Source organism: Variovorax sp. GW821-FHT10C12 (genome assembly GCF_059415405.1).
Map to the genome: position 1 here is coordinate 333,297 of NZ_JBWKNE010000003.1, position 17,935 is coordinate 351,231.

The 17,935-nt window shown below is 67.1% G+C and carries 18 protein-coding genes; 11 read left to right on the top strand and 7 right to left on the bottom strand.

The annotated features are described in order from the left end of the window. Nucleotides 1–19: 19 nt before the first annotated feature. On the top strand, nucleotides 20–436 hold the full coding sequence (locus AC07OH_RS18095) for a BLUF domain-containing protein (RefSeq protein WP_495301618.1): 417 nt from the start codon (nucleotides 20–22) through the stop codon (nucleotides 434–436). A gap of 98 nt (nucleotides 437–534) precedes the next feature. Here AC07OH_RS18095 and AC07OH_RS18100 read toward each other — a convergent pair whose 3' ends face one another. Further along, entirely contained in the window at nucleotides 535–852 is a 318-nt protein-coding gene (locus AC07OH_RS18100) for a DUF2917 domain-containing protein (protein ID WP_062477930.1), read from the bottom strand. A 175-nt stretch (nucleotides 853–1,027) separates the two neighbouring features. Here AC07OH_RS18100 and AC07OH_RS18105 point away from each other — a divergent pair, with 175 nt between their 5' ends. Next, nucleotides 1,028–2,011: a LysR substrate-binding domain-containing protein gene (locus AC07OH_RS18105; RefSeq protein WP_495301619.1), complete on the top strand. Its 984-nt coding sequence runs from the start codon at nucleotides 1,028–1,030 to the stop codon at nucleotides 2,009–2,011. Nucleotides 2,012–2,017: 6 nt separating this feature from the next. On the opposite strand, the gene AC07OH_RS18110 is transcribed toward AC07OH_RS18105, so the two are convergent. Further along, entirely contained in the window at nucleotides 2,018–2,635 is a 618-nt protein-coding gene (locus tag AC07OH_RS18110; RefSeq protein WP_095743648.1) for a 5-formyltetrahydrofolate cyclo-ligase, read from the bottom strand. 9 nt (nucleotides 2,636–2,644) lie between these two features. Here AC07OH_RS18110 and AC07OH_RS18115 point away from each other — a divergent pair, with 9 nt between their 5' ends. From AC07OH_RS18115 to AC07OH_RS18125, 3 genes are all read left to right on the top strand, one after another. Beyond that, nucleotides 2,645–4,675: a lytic transglycosylase domain-containing protein gene (locus AC07OH_RS18115; RefSeq protein ID WP_495301620.1), complete on the top strand. Its 2,031-nt coding sequence runs from the start codon at nucleotides 2,645–2,647 to the stop codon at nucleotides 4,673–4,675. 1 nt (nucleotide 4,676) lies between these two features. Continuing rightward, the gene (locus tag AC07OH_RS18120) at nucleotides 4,677–5,234 is read left to right on the top strand and encodes an MgtC/SapB family protein (protein WP_495301621.1); all 558 of its coding nucleotides are present in this window, start codon (nucleotides 4,677–4,679) and stop codon (nucleotides 5,232–5,234) included. A 109-nt stretch (nucleotides 5,235–5,343) separates the two neighbouring features. Next, nucleotides 5,344–6,030: a glutathione S-transferase family protein gene (locus AC07OH_RS18125; protein ID WP_495301622.1), complete on the top strand. Its 687-nt coding sequence runs from the start codon at nucleotides 5,344–5,346 to the stop codon at nucleotides 6,028–6,030. Between the two features lie 16 nt (nucleotides 6,031–6,046). On the opposite strand, the gene AC07OH_RS18130 is transcribed toward AC07OH_RS18125, so the two are convergent. Continuing rightward, nucleotides 6,047–6,784 (bottom strand): OmpW/AlkL family protein, encoded by a 738-nt coding sequence (locus AC07OH_RS18130; RefSeq protein WP_489059235.1) that lies wholly within the window; start codon nucleotides 6,782–6,784, stop codon nucleotides 6,047–6,049. A gap of 165 nt (nucleotides 6,785–6,949) precedes the next feature. Between AC07OH_RS18130 and AC07OH_RS18135 the strand changes: the two genes are divergently transcribed. The 4 genes from AC07OH_RS18135 to otsA all read left to right on the top strand — a co-directional run bounded on the left by AC07OH_RS18135 (nucleotide 6,950) and on the right by otsA (nucleotide 12,387). After that, entirely contained in the window at nucleotides 6,950–8,221 is a 1,272-nt protein-coding gene (locus AC07OH_RS18135) for a multifunctional CCA addition/repair protein (RefSeq protein ID WP_495272357.1), read from the top strand. A 73-nt stretch (nucleotides 8,222–8,294) separates the two neighbouring features. Further along, a complete protein-coding gene (gene otsB / locus AC07OH_RS18140) occupies nucleotides 8,295–9,086 on the top strand; it encodes a trehalose-phosphatase (RefSeq protein WP_495301623.1) in 792 nt (263 codons plus the stop codon). Beyond that, nucleotides 9,083–11,005: a glycoside hydrolase family 15 protein gene (locus AC07OH_RS18145; RefSeq protein ID WP_495301624.1), complete on the top strand. Its 1,923-nt coding sequence runs from the start codon at nucleotides 9,083–9,085 to the stop codon at nucleotides 11,003–11,005. Before otsB ends, AC07OH_RS18145 begins: the two co-directional genes overlap by 4 nt. Continuing rightward, nucleotides 11,002–12,387, top strand: coding sequence for an alpha,alpha-trehalose-phosphate synthase (UDP-forming) (gene otsA / locus AC07OH_RS18150; protein WP_489059228.1), 1,386 nt, complete (start codon nucleotides 11,002–11,004; stop codon nucleotides 12,385–12,387). Before AC07OH_RS18145 ends, otsA begins: the two co-directional genes overlap by 4 nt. 18 nt (nucleotides 12,388–12,405) lie before the next feature. Here the strand turns inward: otsA and AC07OH_RS18155 are convergent, their stop codons facing one another. Then, a complete protein-coding gene (locus tag AC07OH_RS18155; RefSeq protein WP_495301625.1) occupies nucleotides 12,406–12,888 on the bottom strand; it encodes an Lrp/AsnC family transcriptional regulator in 483 nt (160 codons plus the stop codon). Between the two features lie 141 nt (nucleotides 12,889–13,029). Between AC07OH_RS18155 and glmS the strand changes: the two genes are divergently transcribed. Further along, nucleotides 13,030–14,910 (top strand): glutamine--fructose-6-phosphate transaminase (isomerizing), encoded by a 1,881-nt coding sequence (glmS, locus tag AC07OH_RS18160; RefSeq protein WP_070060065.1) that lies wholly within the window; start codon nucleotides 13,030–13,032, stop codon nucleotides 14,908–14,910. A gap of 245 nt (nucleotides 14,911–15,155) precedes the next feature. Here the strand turns inward: glmS and AC07OH_RS18165 are convergent, their stop codons facing one another. Both AC07OH_RS18165 and AC07OH_RS18170 read right to left on the bottom strand, forming a co-directional pair. Next, nucleotides 15,156–15,962: a DUF1266 domain-containing protein gene (locus tag AC07OH_RS18165; RefSeq protein ID WP_495301626.1), complete on the bottom strand. Its 807-nt coding sequence runs from the start codon at nucleotides 15,960–15,962 to the stop codon at nucleotides 15,156–15,158. A gap of 3 nt (nucleotides 15,963–15,965) precedes the next feature. Next, nucleotides 15,966–16,487: a hypothetical protein gene (locus AC07OH_RS18170; protein ID WP_495301627.1), complete on the bottom strand. Its 522-nt coding sequence runs from the start codon at nucleotides 16,485–16,487 to the stop codon at nucleotides 15,966–15,968. Nucleotides 16,488–16,948: 461 nt separating this feature from the next. On the opposite strand from AC07OH_RS18170, the gene AC07OH_RS18175 reads away from it, so the two are divergent. Further along, entirely contained in the window at nucleotides 16,949–17,335 is a 387-nt protein-coding gene (locus AC07OH_RS18175) for a hypothetical protein (protein WP_495301628.1), read from the top strand. Nucleotides 17,336–17,437: 102 nt separating this feature from the next. Here the strand turns inward: AC07OH_RS18175 and AC07OH_RS18180 are convergent, their stop codons facing one another. Continuing rightward, a complete protein-coding gene (locus AC07OH_RS18180; RefSeq protein ID WP_495301629.1) occupies nucleotides 17,438–17,935 on the bottom strand; it encodes a pentapeptide repeat-containing protein in 498 nt (165 codons plus the stop codon).

Genomic DNA, 17,935 nt, shown 5'->3' on the forward strand with positions numbered 1-17,935 from the left:
ACTTCCCCTTTCGCACCGCATGACCCAAGAACAAGCACCCGCAGAACCGTTGCACGAATTCCTCTATTGCAGCCTGCTCGCCCCCGACCTGCCGCCCGCCACCGTGGGCGCGATCGTCACGCAGGCCCGTGCGCGCAACGCCGAGGACGGCATCTCCGGCCTGCTGGTGTTCGACGGCCAGTGCTTCTGCCAGCATTTCGAGGGGCCGCGCGAGGCGGTACAGGGGCTGATGGCGCGGCTGCAGCACGACCCCCGGCACGTGGCGCTCGTGGTGGTTCATGAAGGCCCGCTGGCCGAGCGGCGCTACACGGGCTTCGCCATGGGCCTGGCCGAATGCGAGGGCCCCGACCCGATCTCCGCGCTGCAGACCCTGCGCGGGGAGGCCGCGTTGGCGCACTTCCTGGCGCTGCGCGCCAGCTTCGACATCAGCGGCTGAACCCCGGGGCCCCGGCGGCGGGGCACGAAAACGGCAGGCAAAGAAAAAGGCGGCCGAAGCCGCCTTTGTTCAGAAGAGCCGGGAGTGCAGGCGGTCGGTCAGACCGGGTCCCACACGTAGGTGGCACCGTAGCCATCCCAGGCTTCCATGACGATGCGCTGGCCGGCGGCCACGGTGAGCGACTCGCCCGGGGCCAGCACGATGTCTTCGCTGGGGCCGTGGGCGGTGGCGTCGGGGGTGACCCACACGCGGCCCTGCTTGACGCGCAGCACGCTCGCCGACCGCGCCTTCAGGCTCATCGCCTCGCCGGGCGCAATCTGCCAGGCGCCACGGCGCACGGCCGGCGGAATGGCCGCGGTGCGGGTGGAACGGGACAGGGAAGCGAGCGATTCGTTGGTGCAGACGGCGGTGGACATGATGAGGACTCCTTGGCTGATCCGAAGCGCCGTTGACAGACAGAGAGGTTGGCGCAGTTCGGGAATGAATGATCGTTTTTGCGGCCTTGGAGGTCCAATGAAAACGAGGTAGCCTACTGATGCGATTCCCGCATCAATCAACTGGCCGCCGGGAACGCACACCAAAGTCATACCCATGCAACATTCGCAAACCCACCTGCGCTCCCGCCCCATTTCGGCGGGGCACCTGCGGGCCTTCGAGGCGGTCGCACGGCACCTCAATTTCCGCGCCGCGGCCGAGGAAATGGCGCTCACCCAGTCGGCCGTGAGCCGGCAGATCCAGTCGCTCGAGGAAGAAGTGGGCGTGTCGCTGTTCCTGCGCCACACGCGGGCCGTGGAGCTGACCAGCGCCGGGGCGCAGCTGCTGCTGTCGGTGCAGCAGGCGCTGCCGCGCATCGACATGGCCGTGCGGCAGATCCGCCAGAGCGCGGGGCGCAAGAGCGTGGCGCTCACCACCTTTGCCTCGTTCGCGTCGATGTGGCTGATCCCGCGGCTGGAGGCCTTCCAGCGCGACAACCCCGAGATCGACATCCGCATCGACGCCAGCGACATCGCGGTCGACCTCGACGTGGCCGACGTGGACATCGCGCTGCGCTACGGCCCGCCCGAAGGCATGCCGCCCGGTGCCGTGCGGCTGTTCGGCGAGACGCTGACGCCGGTGGCGAGCCCGTGGCTCATCAAGAGCAACCCGCCGATCAAGACGCCGGCCGACATCGCCCGCTTCACGCTGATCGAGGCGGGCGACGCGCACCGCACGCACCTGGAATGGCTCACGTGGCGGCGCTGGTTCGAGGTGAACGGGCTGGAGCGCGCGCAGCCCAAGCGCTGGCTCTATTTCAACTATGCGTACCAGATGGTGCAGGCCGCGCTCACGGGCCAGGGCCTGGTGCTGGCGCGCAGTTCGCTCATTGCCGAAAGCCTGGCCAACGGCGACCTGATCGAGGTGCTGCCGCAGCACCGCCTGGATTCACCGATGGCCTATTGGCTCATCTCGGGGCCGCGCAATGCGCTGCGGCCTGAGATCAAGGCCTTTTCCGACTGGCTGGAGGCGCAGGCCGTCACCACGCGCCAGACCATCGGCGAGGTGCCCGACCCCGACACGATGGACAACCTCGACTGAGCCGGCTCAGGAGGTCGGCCAGACGACGCCGTTGTCGTTCAGGATGGCGTCCAGCGGCAGGTCGTGCGCCTCGGGCTCGAAGTCTTCCAGGAAGCCGTTCGTGAAGCCCAGCCCCACCGTGAACGGTCGGGGCTCGAGCGCCGCCAGCGTGCGGTCGTAGAAGCCGCCGCCGTAGCCCAGCCGGTAGCCGCCCGCGCTGTAGCCCACGCAGGGCACGAACAGCAGGGTCGGCACGATCAGCTCGGTGTCCTTGGGCTTGGGAATGCCGTAGGCGTCTTCTTCCATCTGGCAGCCCGGGTACCAGGCATGGAAGGTGAGCGTCTTGTGAACTTTGTCGATCACCGGCAGTCCGATGCGGCGGCGCTGCGTTTCTTCCATGAGTTCGCCGTCTTCCTTCCAGCGATGCAGTGCGGGCAGCGGGTCGAACTCGCCCTTGATCGGCCAGTAGGCGCCGATCACGGTGTCGGGCCGGCCGACCAGCCAGATCCGCATCACGCGCTGCAACAGGTCGGCCCGCGCGAGGCGGTCGGGCAGCGCCAGGCGTTGCTCGATGAGTGCCTTTCGCAGTTGACCCTTCAGAAAACTCGCCGTGGCCGAGGTGTCGGCATCCTTTGACTTGTCCATAATCCCCCGATGCAGTTCCCAAGCATTTTGGCATCCGCGCGCGCTCGTCAGCGTCGCGGCGCGCCCGCCCTGGTTTTTTCCGCCGTTCTCGCACTCGCCGCGCTGCTGTCGCAACAGCCCGCCGCCGCCCAGAACAACACCAACGACGACGTGCTGGTCCAGATGAAGCAGGCCTTCCAGCGCGGCGACAAGGCCCGCCTCACGGCCCTGCTGCCGCAGGCCCGCGGCCATGCACTCGAACCCTGGGCCGCCTACTGGGAGCTCAAGGCCCGCCTGCAGGAAGCCGCGCCCAACGAGGTGCAGGACTTCTACGCGCGCTACCCCAACACCTACCAGGAAGACCGCCTGCGCAACGACTGGCTGCTGCTGCTCGGCCAGCGCCGCGACTGGGACGGCTTTGCCGCCAACATCGCCGGCTTCCGCATGGGCGACGACGCCCAGGTGCGCTGCTACGCGGTGATGGTCGACACGCTGCGCACCGGCACGGCCACGCAGGCGCAGGCCGACGAGGTGCGCCGCAACTGGTTCGCGCAGAAGGACAGCGACGACGGTTGCCTCACCGCCGCCGACCGCATGGTCGCGGCCCGCCTGATGACGACCAACGACGCCTGGAAGAAGGCGCGCCTGGCCATCGAGGCCAACCGGCCTGCCGCCGCACGCGGCGCCGTCACCATCGCCGCCCCCGATGCGCTGCCGCTGTTCGAAGAGGTCAACGCCAGCGCCGCCAAGTTCCTCACCGGCCGCGCCTTCGTGGCCGCCAAGTCGCGCAAGGAACTGGTGGTGCTCGCGCTCATCAAGATCGCGGTCGCCGATCCCGACCAGGGCGCCTCACAGCTCGAGGGCAAGTGGGGCCCGATGCTCTCCGCCGAAGAGCGCAACTGGGTCTGGGGCACCATCGGCCGCGCCGCCGCGAACAAGCTCTCGCCGATGGCCGTGAGCTATTTCGGCAACGTCACGAAGAACAGCGACCTGTCCGACGACATGCTCGGCTGGCGCGTGCGCGCCGCACTGCGCGCCAGCCAGTGGAAAGACGTCGCACCCGCCATCAACGCCATGAGCGACGCCGCCCAGCAAGACCCCACCTGGGTCTACTGGAAGGCCCGCGCACTGAGCAGCGCCGGCGGCGACGAGCGCCGCGCCCAGGCCCGCGAGCTGTACACCAGCATCGCCGGCACGCGCGGCTTCTACGAAATGCTGGCGCTCGAAGAGCTGGGCCAGCGCGTCGTGGCCGCCACGCGGCCCGCGCCGCTCACGCCCGAGGAAAAGAACGCCGCGCGCACCAACCCGGGCCTGCAACGCGGCCTGCAGGCCATCGGCATGGGCCTGCGTTCCGAAGGCACGCGCGAGTGGAACTACGCCACCAACCTGCACGACAAGGGCGGCATGGACGACCGCGCCCTGCTGGCCGCCGCCGACCTGGCCTGCCAGCGCGAGGTGTGGGACCGCTGCATCAACACCAGCGAGCGCACCAAGGGCGTGATCGACGTCGAGCAGCGCTTCCCCATGCCCTTCCACGACACGGTGCTGCGCAAGAGCCAGGACATCGGCCTGGACCCGGCCTACGTGTACGGCCTGATCCGCCAGGAAAGCCGCTTCATCATGGACGCGCGCTCGGGCGTCGGCGCCTCGGGCCTGATGCAGGTCATGCCCGCCACCGCGCGCTGGACCGCCCGCAAGATCGGCCTGACCGACTTCACGCCGGGCCAGATCAACGACCGCGAGACCAACATCACCATCGGCACCAACTACCTGAAGCTCGCACTCGACGACTTCGACGGTTCGATGGCGCTGGCCGCCGCGGCCTACAACGCCGGCCCGGGCCGCCCGCGCAACTGGCGCAACGGTCCGGTGATCGACGCCGCCATCTGGGCCGAGAACGTGCCTTTCAGCGAGACGCGCGACTACGTGAAGAAGGTGCTGGCCAACACCACCCACTACGCGGCCATCATCAGCGGCAGGCCGCAGTCGCTGAAGGAGCGCCTGGGCCGCGTCGGTCCGCGCAACGCCGCCGAGCCAGAGCCGAACAAGGACCTCCCCTGACATGAGCTGGCGCGACGAGGTGCTCGACACCGTCGCGTCCGAATTCTCGGACGTGGGCGACGTCGCGCAACTCACGCGCATCTCGGTGCGGCTGCTGCTCGCGGCCGTGCTGGGCTTTTTCCTCGGCTTCGAGCGCGAGCAGCAGGGCAAGGCGGCCGGCGTGCGCACGCACATGCTGGTGGCCATCGGCTCGGCGCTCTTCGTGCTGATCCCGCAGCAGACCGGCATCGTGCCGGCCGACATGAGCCGCGTGATCCAGGGGCTGGTGGCCGGCGTCGGTTTTCTGTGCGCCGGCACCATCCTCAAGCAGGGCAAGGACGAATCCCACGTGCAGGGCCTCACCACCGCCGCCGGGCTGTGGATGACCGCCGCCATCGGCATGGCCTGCGGGCTCGGCCGTGAGGTCACGGCCGTGTTCAGCGCGCTGCTGGCGCTCGCCGTGCTGTCGCTGGTGCCGCGCCTCGTGGGTCTGATCGAGCGCGTTGTGAAGCCAGCCACGGACGCCTCCGGCCCGCGCGTGATCGTCCCGCCGGAATCCCGCCAGGGCGACCAACGCTGAAGCGGCCCGCATCAATTCGCGCCGCCTTCGTCATCAATCGCAGCCCGCCGCCCGGCTAGCATCGACGGCTTTGCCCCGCATTCCCGCACTGACCCGGAGACCCTGACAGATGTCCAAGCTCTACATCGGCAACAAGAATTACTCGTCGTGGTCCATGCGCCCCTGGGTGCTCATGACGCAGGCCGGCATTCCCTTCGAGGAGGTGATGGTGCGCTTCGATTCGTTCGACGCCACCTCGCAGTTCAAGCACGTGATCGGCGCCATCAACCCCGTGGCCAAGGTGCCGGTGCTGGTCGACGGCGACCTCGCCGTGTGGGACACGCTGGCCATCGCCGAGTACCTGGCCGAGCGCTTCCCCGAGAAGCAGCTGTGGCCCCAGGGCGTGACCGAGCGGGCCCGCGCGCGCAGCATCTGCGCCGAGATGCACTCGGGCTTCACCAATCTGCGCGGCAACTGCCCGATGAACATCGAGGCCTCGCTGCCCGAGGTGGGGGCGCGGCTTTTGGCCGAGCAGCCCGGCGTGCAGGAAGACCTCGACCGCATCGTGCAGATGTGGACCGAGCTGCTCGAGACGCACGGGGGCCCGATGCTGTTCGGCGCCTTCACCATCGCCGACGCCTTCTTCGCGCCGGTGGGCATGCGCATCCGCGGCTACGGCCTGCCGGTGCCGCCGGCCATCGACGCGTACATCGCGCGCGTGACGGCCCTGCCGGGCGTCGCCGCGTGGATCGCGGGCGCCCTGGCCGAGAAGACCTTCGTGGCCTTCGACGAGCCCTATCGCACCTCGCGCGACTGAGGCTCGCCGGACCTCATCAGAACCGGTACGTCGCCGCCAGGTAGGTGACGATCGGGTTCAGCTTCAGGCTTGCCTCGCTGCGCGCCACCGGCAGGCCGGTGATGCTGGTCGTGGTGAGCTTGGCCTTGGTCTTCAGCGGGATGTAGGACACCGAGAACGACACGCCCCAGTGCTTGTCGAACTGGTAGGCCACGCCGGCGTTGAGCACGGGCGCGAACGAGCTGTCGAGCTTGGCCGTGGTGTTCACCGAGTACGGCGACACGTGGAACTGGCTGGCCAGCGCGCCCTGCAGGTTCGACGTGAGCTTCACGTCGCTGTACCAGACATAGGTGGCGCCCAGGCCCACGAACGGACGGAAGGCGTCGTTGCCTTCGTTGAAGTAGTACTTGGCCAGCACGGTCGGGCTCCACTGGCGGGCCTGGCCGAGTTCGCCCACGCGCGCCAGCGTGCCGCTGCCGTTGAGCTTGAACTTGGGCGGCACGCCGAGCACGCCCTCGACGGCCCAGTGGGGGTCGATGAAGTAGGCGATGTTCATGCCCAGCGTGTCCGAGTCGGTGACGCTCGCGCCCGAGCCGGCCAGCACGCTGTGCACGGGCGAGGTCACGGTCAGCGGCTTGCTCGAATCCTGCGGCGACAGGTGGAACCAGCCCGTGCCGACGACCCAGTCGCCCGCGTTCTGCGCCAGGGCGCTGCCCGATGCCAGGACCCCGAGTGCCGCCAATGCCAACGATGCTGTTGTTGTGAGTTTCTTCATAGCTGTGAATGCTCCTTGGGTATTGAAAACAGCCCCGCGCACGGGGGCGCCGGCCAGCGACCGGTGCTTCGCGCGACGCGGATTTACGAACGACCGTTCGCATCGCTCGTCGATTATCGAACGACCGTTCTTTTTGTGCCTAGCGAGTATCCCTACACTGCACTCATGAACATTTTTCTCGTCGGCGGTGCACTGCGCGACCGGCTGCTGGGCCGCCCCGTTTCCGACCATGACTGGCTGGTGGTGGGCGCCACGCCCGAGGCCATGGTGGCGCGCGGCTACCTGCCCGTGGGGCGCGATTTCCCCGTGTTCCTGCACCCGCGCACGCGCGAGGAGTACGCGCTGGCCCGCACCGAGCGCAAGAGCGCGCCGGGCTACCGCGGCTTCGTGGTGCATGCGGCGCCCGACGTCACGCTGGAGCAGGACCTCGCCCGACGCGACCTGACCGTCAACGCCATCGCGCTGCCCGCCGAGCACGTGGGCGCCGACGGCAGCTTCGAGGCGCGCCCCGAAACTCTGGCCGACCCCTTCCACGGCCAGCGCGACCTGCGCGACAAGGTGCTGCGCCACGTGACCGACGCCTTCCGCGAAGACCCGGTGCGCATCCTGCGCGTGGCGCGCTTTGCCGCGCGCTTCGACGACTTCACCGTCGCGCCCGAAACCATGGCGCTCATGCGCGAGATGGTCGCGGCCGGCGAGGTCGATGCACTGGTGCCCGAGCGCGTGTGGCAGGAGCTCGCGCGCGGCCTGATGGAAACGCGGCCCTCGCGCATGTTCGAGGTGCTGCGCGACTGCGGCGCGCTCGCCGTGCTGCTGCCCGAGGTCGACCGGCTCTGGGGCGTGCCGCAACCGGCGCAGCACCACCCCGAGATCGACACCGGCGTGCACCTGATGATGGTGCTCGACACCAGCGCGCGGCTGGGCGCCACACTGCCCGTGCGCTTCGCCTGCCTGATGCACGACCTCGGCAAGGGCACCACGCCCGCCGACATGCTGCCGCGCCACATCAACCACGAGCTGCGCAGCGTCGATCTGCTGCAGGCCGTGTGCGAACGCTGGCGTGTGCCGGTCGAGTTGCGCGAGCTGGCCGAGGTGGTGGCACGCGAGCACGGCAACATCCACCGCAGCGGCGCGTTGGACGCGACGCCGCTGGTGCGCCTGCTGGAACGCTGCGACGCCTTCCGCAAGCCGGCGCGCTTCGCCGAGGCGCTGCTGGCCTGCGAATGCGACGCGCGCGGCCGGCTCGGCTTCGAAGACACGGCCTACCCGCAGCGCCCGCGCCTGCTCGCGGTGCTCGCCGCGGCCCAGGCCGTGGCCACCGATGTGGTGGCGCGCGAGGCGCAGCAGGCCGGTGCCACGGGGCCGCGCATCGGCGAGGCGATCCATCGTGCGCGCATCGCGGCGGTGAAGGCGTCCTTGCCCGCCACGGCCGACTGAATCCCCGCCATCGGCGCACGCCGGGACTTTGGCCGACACGCGCCGCGTGCGAGCCGTGCTATGGTTTTTCCCAATGCCAAAGTCCTCCAGCAGCAACGCCCAGTTGCCACCTCCGCCGGGCCGGGACGCCGCCCTTTTTCTCGACTTCGACGGCACGCTGGTCGGCCTCGCGGCCACGCCGGAAGCCATCGAGGTGCCGCCCGCCCTCGTGCCTCTGTTGAGCGACCTGCGCGACCTGCTCGGTGGCGCGCTCGCCGTGGTGTCGGGCCGCCAGATCGATGCCATCGACCGCTTTCTGGCGCCGCTGCGGCTGCCTGCCGCGGGTGAGCACGGCGTGCAACGGCGTGATGCGAAAGGCGGCATGCAGGAGCAGCGCGCGCCCGACCTCGTGCCCATCCTGGACATCGCCAACGAACTCGCACGCATCCACGAAGGCCTGCTGGTGGAGCGCAAGCACGCCGCCATCGCGCTGCACTACCGGCTCGCGCCGCAGCTCGAAGCTGTCTGCCGTGACGCGATGACGCGCGCCATCGAAGGCCATCCGCAGCTGGAGCTGCTGCACGGCAAGTTCGTGTTCGAGGTGAAGCCTGCGGGCGTGAACAAGGGCCTCGCGATCGAAGCCTTCATGAACGAGGCACCCTTCGCGGGCCGCACACCGATCTTCGCGGGCGACGACACCACCGACGAGAGCGGCTTCGCCGTCGTGCAGCCGCGCGGCGGCGTCGCGATCAAGGTCGGCACCGGGCCGAGCCTGGCGCTGCACCGGCTCGAATCGCCGCGCGCGGTCTACGAATGGCTGGTGCAGGCACGCGACCTGCTGGCCGCACCCGATCACCACAAAGCATCACCGAGGAGCCCCGCATGAGCGAACAACAACTGCCGGTGGCCCCCGAGGACCGCGCGGGCAACGCCCTGGCCGGCGCGGCGGGCCCGGACGACCAGGCGCCCGTCGATGCCGCGAAAGTGGCGGCAGCCCTGCCGCGCGGCTTTGCGCCGCCGGCCGAGCCGTCGCTCAATGTCGGCGTGATCGGCAACTGCGCCTACAGCGCGCTCATCGATGCGCGCGCCCGCGCCGTCTGGTGCTGCCTGCCGCGCTTCGACGGCGACCCGGTCTTCAACGCGCTGCTGCACCCCGGCGAGGAAGCCGGTGCCTGGGCCATCGAGATCGAGGACTTCGCCTCCAGCAAGCAGTGGTACGAGCCCAATACCGCCGTGTTGCGCACGCAGCTGTTCGACAGCGCAGGGCAGGGCATCGAGATCACCGACTTCGCGCCGCGCTTTCACAGCCGCTCGCGCTATTTCCGTCCGCTGATGATGGTGCGCCGCGTGCGCCCTATTGCCGGCACGCCGCGCATCCGCGTGGCGCTCGACCCGCGCTTCCAATGGGGCGCCTCGGAACCCATCGAGGTCACACGCGGCAGCAACCACATCCGCTACGTCGGGCCCGACGTGACCTTGCGGTTGAACACCGACGCATCGATCTCGCACATCCTGTCGCGCCAGCCCTTCGTGATCTCGCGCGAGTACAACTTCATGTTCGGCGTGGACGAGACGCTGCTCGAAGGCATCGCCGACACCGCGCGCAAGTTCGAGCAGGAAACCATCGCCTACTGGCGCACCTGGAGCAAGCGCCTGGCCATTCCTTTCGAGTACCAGGACGCGGTGATCCGCGCGGCCATCACGCTCAAGCTCTCGCTGTACGAGGACACCGGCGCCATCGTCGCCGCCATGACCACCAGCATCCCCGAAGCGCCGGGCAGCCAGCGCAACTGGGACTACCGTTACTGCTGGCTGCGCGACGCCTTCTTCGTGGTGCGCGCGCTCAATTCGCTGAGCGAGGTCGGCACCATGGAAGACTATCTGCGCTGGCTGGCCAACGTGGTGATCGGCTCGCACGGCGAGCACATTCAGCCGCTGTACGGCATCGGGCTGGAGCGCGAGCTGCCCGAGTCCTTCGTCGACGGCCTGCCCGGCTACCGCGGCATGGGCCCGGTGCGCGTGGGCAACCAGGCGCAGGAGCACTTCCAGCACGACGTGTACGGCAACATCGTGCTCGGCGCGGCGCAGGCCTTTCACGACCACCGGCTGCTGAGCCGCGCGGGCGTGGCGGAGTTTCCGCACCTGGAGGCCGTGGGCGAGCAGGCGGTGCGCGTGTACGGCACGCCCGACGCCGGCATGTGGGAGCTGCGCACGCGCGCCCGCGTGCACACCAGCTCGGCGCTGATGAGTTGGGCCGCTTGCGACCGGCTCGCCAAGATCGCGCGCACGCTGGAGCTGCCCGAACGCGCGGCCTACTGGCACGGCCATGCGGCGCGCATGAAGGAAGAAATCCTGGCCAAGTCGTGGAGTGAAGAGCGCCAGGCCTTTGCCGAGAGCTTCGGCGGCAACGAGCTCGACGCGAGCATCCTGCTGATGGTCGAGGTGGGCCTGATCGACGCGCGCGACCCGCGCTTCATCTCCACCGTCGACGCCATGGAAAAGTCGCTGTGCGACGGCCCCTACATGCGCCGCTACGAAGCGGCCGACGACTTCGGCAAGCCCGAGACCGCCTTCAACATCTGCACCTTCTGGCGCATCGACGCGCTGGCCAAGATCGGCCGCAAGGCCGAGGCGCGACAGATCTTCGAGACCATGCTCGCCGCGCGCAACCCGCTGGGGCTGCTGTCGGAAGACACGCACCCGGTCACGGGCGAGATGTGGGGCAACTTTCCGCAGACCTATTCGATGGTCGGCATCATCAATGCGGCCGTGCGCCTGTCCGCCCCCTGGGATTCGTGCATATGAGTCGACTTGTCGTTGTTTCCAATCGAGTGGCCGACCCACGCAAGCCGGCCGCCGGCGGCCTGGCCGTGGCGCTCGGGGAAAGCCTGCAGCAAAGCGGCGGCCTGTGGTTCGGCTGGAGCGGGCAGATCGTCGAGGGCGGGCCCACGGGCGAAGGCGAGATGCACAAGCAGCAGGCCGGCAAGGTGACGCTCGCCACGCTCGACCTGAGCCGCGACGACCACGACAGCTACTACCTGGGCTACAGCAACGACGTGCTGTGGCCGGTGTTCCACAACCGCCTGGACCTGGCGCATTTCGATGCCGGCTTCATCGGCGGCTACCGGCGCGTGAACCAGCTGTTCGCGCGCAAGCTGATGCCGCTGCTGAAGGACGACGACATCATCTGGATCCACGACTACCACCTGATGCCGCTGGCCGCCGAACTGCGCGCCATGGGCTGCAGGCAGCGCATCGGCTTCTTCCTGCACATTCCGCTGCCGCCGCAGATCATCATCGCGGCCATTCCGCAGCACGAATGGCTGATGCGCTCGCTGTTCTCGTACGACCTGATCGGCTTCCAGGCGCAGCAGGACGTGCAGCACTTCGAGCATTACGTGCGCAACGAGGCCCACGGCGAGTACCTGGGCAACGACATGTACCGCGCCTACGGACAGACGGTGCGCTGCAACGCCTTCCCCATCGGCATCGACGTGGACGAGTTCGCGGCGCTCACGCACGCCAAGGAATCGCGCGACATGTACGAGACCATGAAGCGCGAGTACTCGAGCCGCCGGCTGCTCCTGGGCATCGACCGGCTCGACTACTCGAAGGGCATCCCGCAGCGCGTGCGCTCGTTCCGCGAGCTGCTGGCCAACTACCCCGAGAACCGCCGCAGCGCCACGCTGATCCAGATCGCCTCGCCCACGCGCGAGACGGTCGATGCCTACGCCGACATCCGCCGCGAACTCGAATCGCTGTGCGGCGCCATCAACGGCGACTACGGCGAGCTCGACTGGATGCCGGTGCGCTACATCCACCGCATGGTGGCGCGCCGCCGCGTGCCCGGCCTGTGCCGCGCGGCGGCCGTGGGGCTGGTGACACCGCTGCGCGACGGCATGAACCTCGTGGCCAAGGAGTACATCGCGGCACAGGACCCGGCCGATCCCGGCGTGCTGGTGCTGTCGCGCTTTGCCGGTGCGGCCGAGCAGCTGAAGGAAGCGCTGCTGGTGAATCCGTACGACACGCACGGCACGGCCGAGACGGTGCAGCAGGCGCTGCAGATGCCGCTGGAAGAGCGGCGCGAGCGGCACCAGAAACTGCTGTCGCGCATTCGCGAGCACGACATCCACTGGTGGCGGCGCACCTTCCTCGAAGCGCTGCGCGAGGCGGCGAGCGAGCGCTGATCGGGTCAGGAACCCGCTTCAGCCCAGCGGAATGCGGGCGCCGAACTTCGCGCGCTTCAGGCTGAAGAACGCCTTCACGTTGCGCACGTTGGCGTCGGCCGTGAACAGCCGCTGCGTCAGCGCGCCGTAGCCGGGCATGTCGCGCGCCACCACCACCAGCACGAAATCGGGGCCCGGCGACACGCGCCAGCACTGCTGCACCGCGTTGTCCGCGATCACGCGGGCCTCGAAGGCGTCGAGCGCGGCGGCGTCCTGCCGGTCGAGCGAAATCTCCACCACCGCCTGCAGGCCATGGCCCAGCACCGTGGCGAGCCGGTCGGGCGAGAGCAGGGCGACCTGGCGCTCGATGAGGCCTTCCTGCCGCAGCCGCTGCACGCGGCGCAGGCAGGTCGGCGGCGAGATGCCGACCTCGGCCGCCAGGCGCTGGTTGGTCTGCGAGGCGTCGTGCTGGAGCGCGTCGAGCAGCTTGAGGTCGATGGCGTCGAGGGAGATTGATTCCATATCGGTTGAAATTATGGAATAAAACTCCATCTATGGGTTTCGATGAAATAAAAGTCCGAAATTGAGGAAATTTAGACGCCATATTTCTTGGTAGTCTCCCTACCATCGAGCCCTTCTGTTCTTCAAGACAAGGTACATCCCATGTGCGGCATCGTCGGCGCAGCCTCCCATCGCGACATCGTTCCGGTCCTGGTCCAGGGCCTTCAGCGGCTCGAATACCGCGGCTATGACTCCTGCGGCGTCGCGGTGCATGCCGGCGGCCTGAGCCGCGCACGCACCACCTCGCGCGTGGCCGACCTGCTGACGCAGGTGCGCGACGACAAGGTCGAAGGCCTCACCGGCATCGCCCACACGCGCTGGGCCACCCACGGCGCACCGGCCGTGCACAACGCCCACCCCCACTTCAGCCACGGCGTCGGCGCCGATGCGCCTGCCGCGCGCCCGGGCCGCATCGCGCTCGTGCACAACGGCATCATCGAGAACCACGAGCCGCTGCGCGCCGCGCTCGAAGCCAAGGGCTACGTGTTCGAGAGCCAGACCGACACCGAGGTCATCGCCCACCTCGTCGACAGCCTCTACAACGGCGACCTGTTCGAAGCCGTCAAGGCCGCCGTGCTGCAGCTGCACGGCGCCTACGCCATTGCCGTCATCTGCCGCGACGAACCGCAGCGCGTGATCGGCGCGCGCGCCGGCTCGCCGCTGATCCTGGGCGCCGGCAAGGACGGCACCGAGAACTTCCTGGCCAGCGACGCGATGGCACTGGCCGGCGTGACCGACCAGATCGTGTACCTCGAAGAAGGCGACGTGGTCGACCTGCAGCCGGGCAAGTACTGGATCGTCGACAAGAACCACAAGCCCGTCACGCGCACCGTGCGCACCGTGCACGCCCACAGCGGCGCGGCCGAGCTGGGCCCGTACCGCCACTACATGCAAAAGGAAATCTTCGAGCAGCCGCGCGCCATCGGCGACACGCTCGAAGGTGTCGAGGGCATCGTGCCCGAGCTGTTCGACGGTATCGGCCAGGACGGCGCCACGGGCGCGAGCGCGCACCGCGTGTTCCAGGACATCGACAAGATCCTCATCCTGGCCTGCGGCACCAGCTACTACAGCGGCTGCACCGCCAAGTACTGGCTCGAGAGCATCGCGAAGATCTCCACCCAGGTCGAGATCGCCAGCGAATACCGTTACCGCGACTCCGTGCCCGACCCGAAGACGCTGGTCGTCACCATCAGCCAGTCGGGCGAAACCGCCGACACGCTGGCCGCGCTCAAGCACGCGCGCTCGCTGGGCATGGAACAGACGCTGACCATCTGCAACGTCGCCACCAGCGCCATGGTGCGCGAGTGCAAGCTGGCCTACATCACGCGCGCCGGCGTCGAAATCGGCGTGGCCTCGACCAAGGCCTTCACCACCCAGCTCGCGGGCCTGTTCCTGCTCACGCTGGCCATCGCGCAGTCCAAGGACCGCCTGAGCGCGCTCGACGAGGCGCGCTACCTGAAGGAAATGCGCCACCTGCCCGTCGCGCTGCAGTCGGTGCTCGCGCTCGAGCCGCAGATCATCGGCTGGGCCGAAGACTTCGCGCGCAAGGACAACGCCCTGTTCCTGGGCCGCGGCCTGCACTACCCGATCGCGCTCGAAGGCGCGCTCAAGCTCAAGGAAGTGACCTACATCCACGCCGAGGCCTACGCCGCCGGCGAACTCAAGCACGGCCCGCTCGCGCTCGTCACGAGCGAAATGCCCGTGGTCGCCGTGGCGCCGAACGACGCCCTGCTCGAAAAGCTCAAGAGCAACCTGCAGGAAGTGCGCGCCCGCGGCGGCGTGCTCTACGTGCTGGCCGACGGCGACACGCAGATCGCCAGCGGCGAAGGCCTGCACGTGATCCGCATGCCCGAGCACTACGGCGCGTTGTCGCCGCTGCTGCACGTGGTGCCGCTGCAGCTGCTGGCGTATCACACGGCGTGTGCGCGCGGGACCGATGTGGACAAGCCGCGGAATCTCGCGAAAAGCGTGACGGTGGAGTGAGCGTGCGTGGGTGGCGCGATCCTGATGATCGCGCCAAATAAAGTTTTGAACGCGCAAATAGCGTCTTGAATACTTTGAATTTGTTGATTTCCGTTTACGAGTAATCCACTCCTCCATGCGAACAACGGCCGCAAGAAATTGCGGCCGGTCAGTTCGCGATGGACAGGTGGATCAAACGTCCACGGAAATCAACATGGAGCAATCCGACGAGCTGGATATTTTCCAGCGCTGTCGTCGAATGCAACTCACAGAGGCGACAGCACCCAAGGGCTCCGCTCATCGGTCATGAGATCTTCGGCAATACCGATGATTCCGCCCAGCGTCATATTCTGACCAGCCCAGCTGGCCCGGCCGATGATGTAGCTTTTTGCAAACTGCGGCCAGGACGAAAAATTCGAGCGTAATTCTTTGTCTGCATGCGAAAGAATGCGATCGAATTCAGCCTGCTCGATGTATTTGCGGTCCAATGACATCCTCGCAACCGTGACGAGGCGGCCCAGATCCCAGGCAAGGATGCCGGCGCTGTAATCCTTGGGAAGGTACGAGCCATTGACTTTGTCTTCGAGAAGACGAAAAACGGATCGCAGATTTTCCAGCATCTCCATGGCCTGCGCCAAAGCCGAGAAAACGAGGTCTTTTTCCTCGTTCGACCCCTGTGCGGCGATCTGCTCGCGCACCGTCTCCGGGGAGCCGTACCGCCCACTGGCGATCAAGGCCTCGAGAACCTCCTGGCGCTCGTCTCCTGAAGCACCATCGCTGTAAATACGAAAAACAATGTCGTAAAAAAAGCGATGGCCATGGCGACCGAGTGACGCCAGGGTTTCAGCAGCCTCCTGGGGCGAGCGTATGCCCCAGTGCGAGCCAAGTCCCTCGGCGAGCGCATCGTCCGACAGCCCCGTTGCGTAGCTGTCGCAATACGCCATGATCTGTTCGGAGTTGATGAGCCCCGCTTGAAGGGCTCGCTGCGCGACCGGATCCACTGCCGCCCCATCGGGGCAATTCCTGTATTTCTTGCCAGAAACTACCTGGAATAACTTCTTCAAGAAACCCATGGGTCAGATTTGCTTGAAGGTGGCATTGACGGCGCGATGCTTGAGCGCATTCACAAGAACTTCAAAGTCTGAATCCTTCACCATGTGAATGGCATCGAATTCGTGCTTCTTGGGTGCCATCGACGGCGTGCTGATTTCTATTGTTTTCTCTGCACTCGATGTGGAGGTTTCCGGAATGTCCGTGATGGTGACTTGCTTGATGGCGTCATAGCCCACGGTGGTCAGTACGCCCGAGAATTTCTTGACGGTCGTGAAAGACATGCCTTTTTCATCAAGAACAATGCTGGCGCCCTGGCTGTTGGCTGCCCGCTTCTTGAAAAGAGTTCCCACCGTAAGGTACGTGAAATACGCCCCGATCAACATGAGAATTCCATTGGCCACGCCGGTCGGCAGGTGAAGCCGAAGGGTGCCTATTTTCAGATCGGCAATCGGATAAAAAATGGCGGCAATGATGATTGCCGGGCCAATCAGGCCGAAAACGTACTCGAGAATCGAGTATTCCATCTTGTAATTGATGGTGTGCATGTAGCATTTTTCCTTATAGTTGATTTGGCCGGGCGATCGCCCGATAGGTAGTCGGTCCTGCAAAATTCCTCCAACCCCCGGACTAATGTAACAAATCGCGTCTTGGTGCCGACAGCCTGCTGTGCCTTCAATGCGCCTGCACAGGCTTCGCATCCCACCCATGTCGAACGCGAGACAGGAACGCCCACGATGAGAAAGCCGTCCATTGGCCGCATGGCCTTTGCCAGAACGCGTGTCCGCGCAGCGCTGGACCGTGGTCGAAGTCTTCACGCCCCCTCGGTTGATCGATGACAGCGGGACGATCCGTGCGCACTGCGTGCATCGCGATGGCGGTGAGCGCACTTCTGGCTGCTTGCGGTTCACACGATTCCCAGCCGCCCGAGCGAATGCCACCGGCGCCTGCTGCCCCCGCCACAGTGACGCTGCCGTCGGTCGCGTACGGGCATGACCAGGGCCGCCCGATGTCTGAATCCGATGACGCGTGCGGCGTGCCGGGCCCGCTGCGTCAGGCCGTGCAAGATCAGTTGAAGGCGCGGTATGAGGTTGTGCGCCCCGTGCCGGGGCCCGGCAGGGAAGCCGCCCTTGTGCTGAAGATCGACATCATGGACATCGTGACCGTCAGCGCCGGCGGCCCCACGATCGTGGTCATCCATGCGGTGCTTGAACAACCGGGACTGCCCCCTGCGCAATTCAACGCTCTGCGCCAAGTGCACACCCCGTACGCTGATATCACGGCGGAGACGACCGAATGCAGCGCCATGGATGCAGTGATTCACGGGTTGGGCGTGGACGTTGCGAAATGGATGCGCAAGCCGGTGGACGGGGTGTCTCTGGTGAACGGAGAGTGAGCCCCGTCGCGTTCATTCGCGCGTGATCTGAGCTGCCGGGTCTGACTGGATGACCGTGCGATCCGGCGTTGCTGCAGTTCGCTGGCGTGGATGGCGATCGCGTCAGCTGTTGATCCTGGCGTTGGTGAACTCGAGTTGCTCGAAGCAGCTGCCGGTGAAGTCCACGCGCTCGCCGGTCAGCGCGTCGCCGCGCAAGGTGGTGCCTGTGCCATCGAGCACCTGCACGTTGTCCCAGCGACTGCCATGGAAGGTCAGGTCGTCCCACGTGCAGTGCGTGAACCGGGTGTCGATGAAGCTGCTCTGATCGAATCGGCTGGCGCTGAAGCTGCAGTGGGAGAAGGTGCAGCCGCTGATCGCGATGGACTGGAAATCGCAGCGCGTGAAGGTGCATCCGACGAAGGTGCAGCCGGTCCATCCGGCCTGCCGGAAGGTGGTGTCCGAGAAGCGCGTGCCGGAAAAACTGCTGCTCGCGAACTGGGCCAGGTTCAGGTCCAGGCCCGCATAGGCCAGGCTGTCGGCCTGGCCGACCAGCCCCGCAGGGGCGCCGCCGGCACCTTGGCGCCAGAGGTCGTGGTCGGTGATGATCTGTTGTGAACTCAT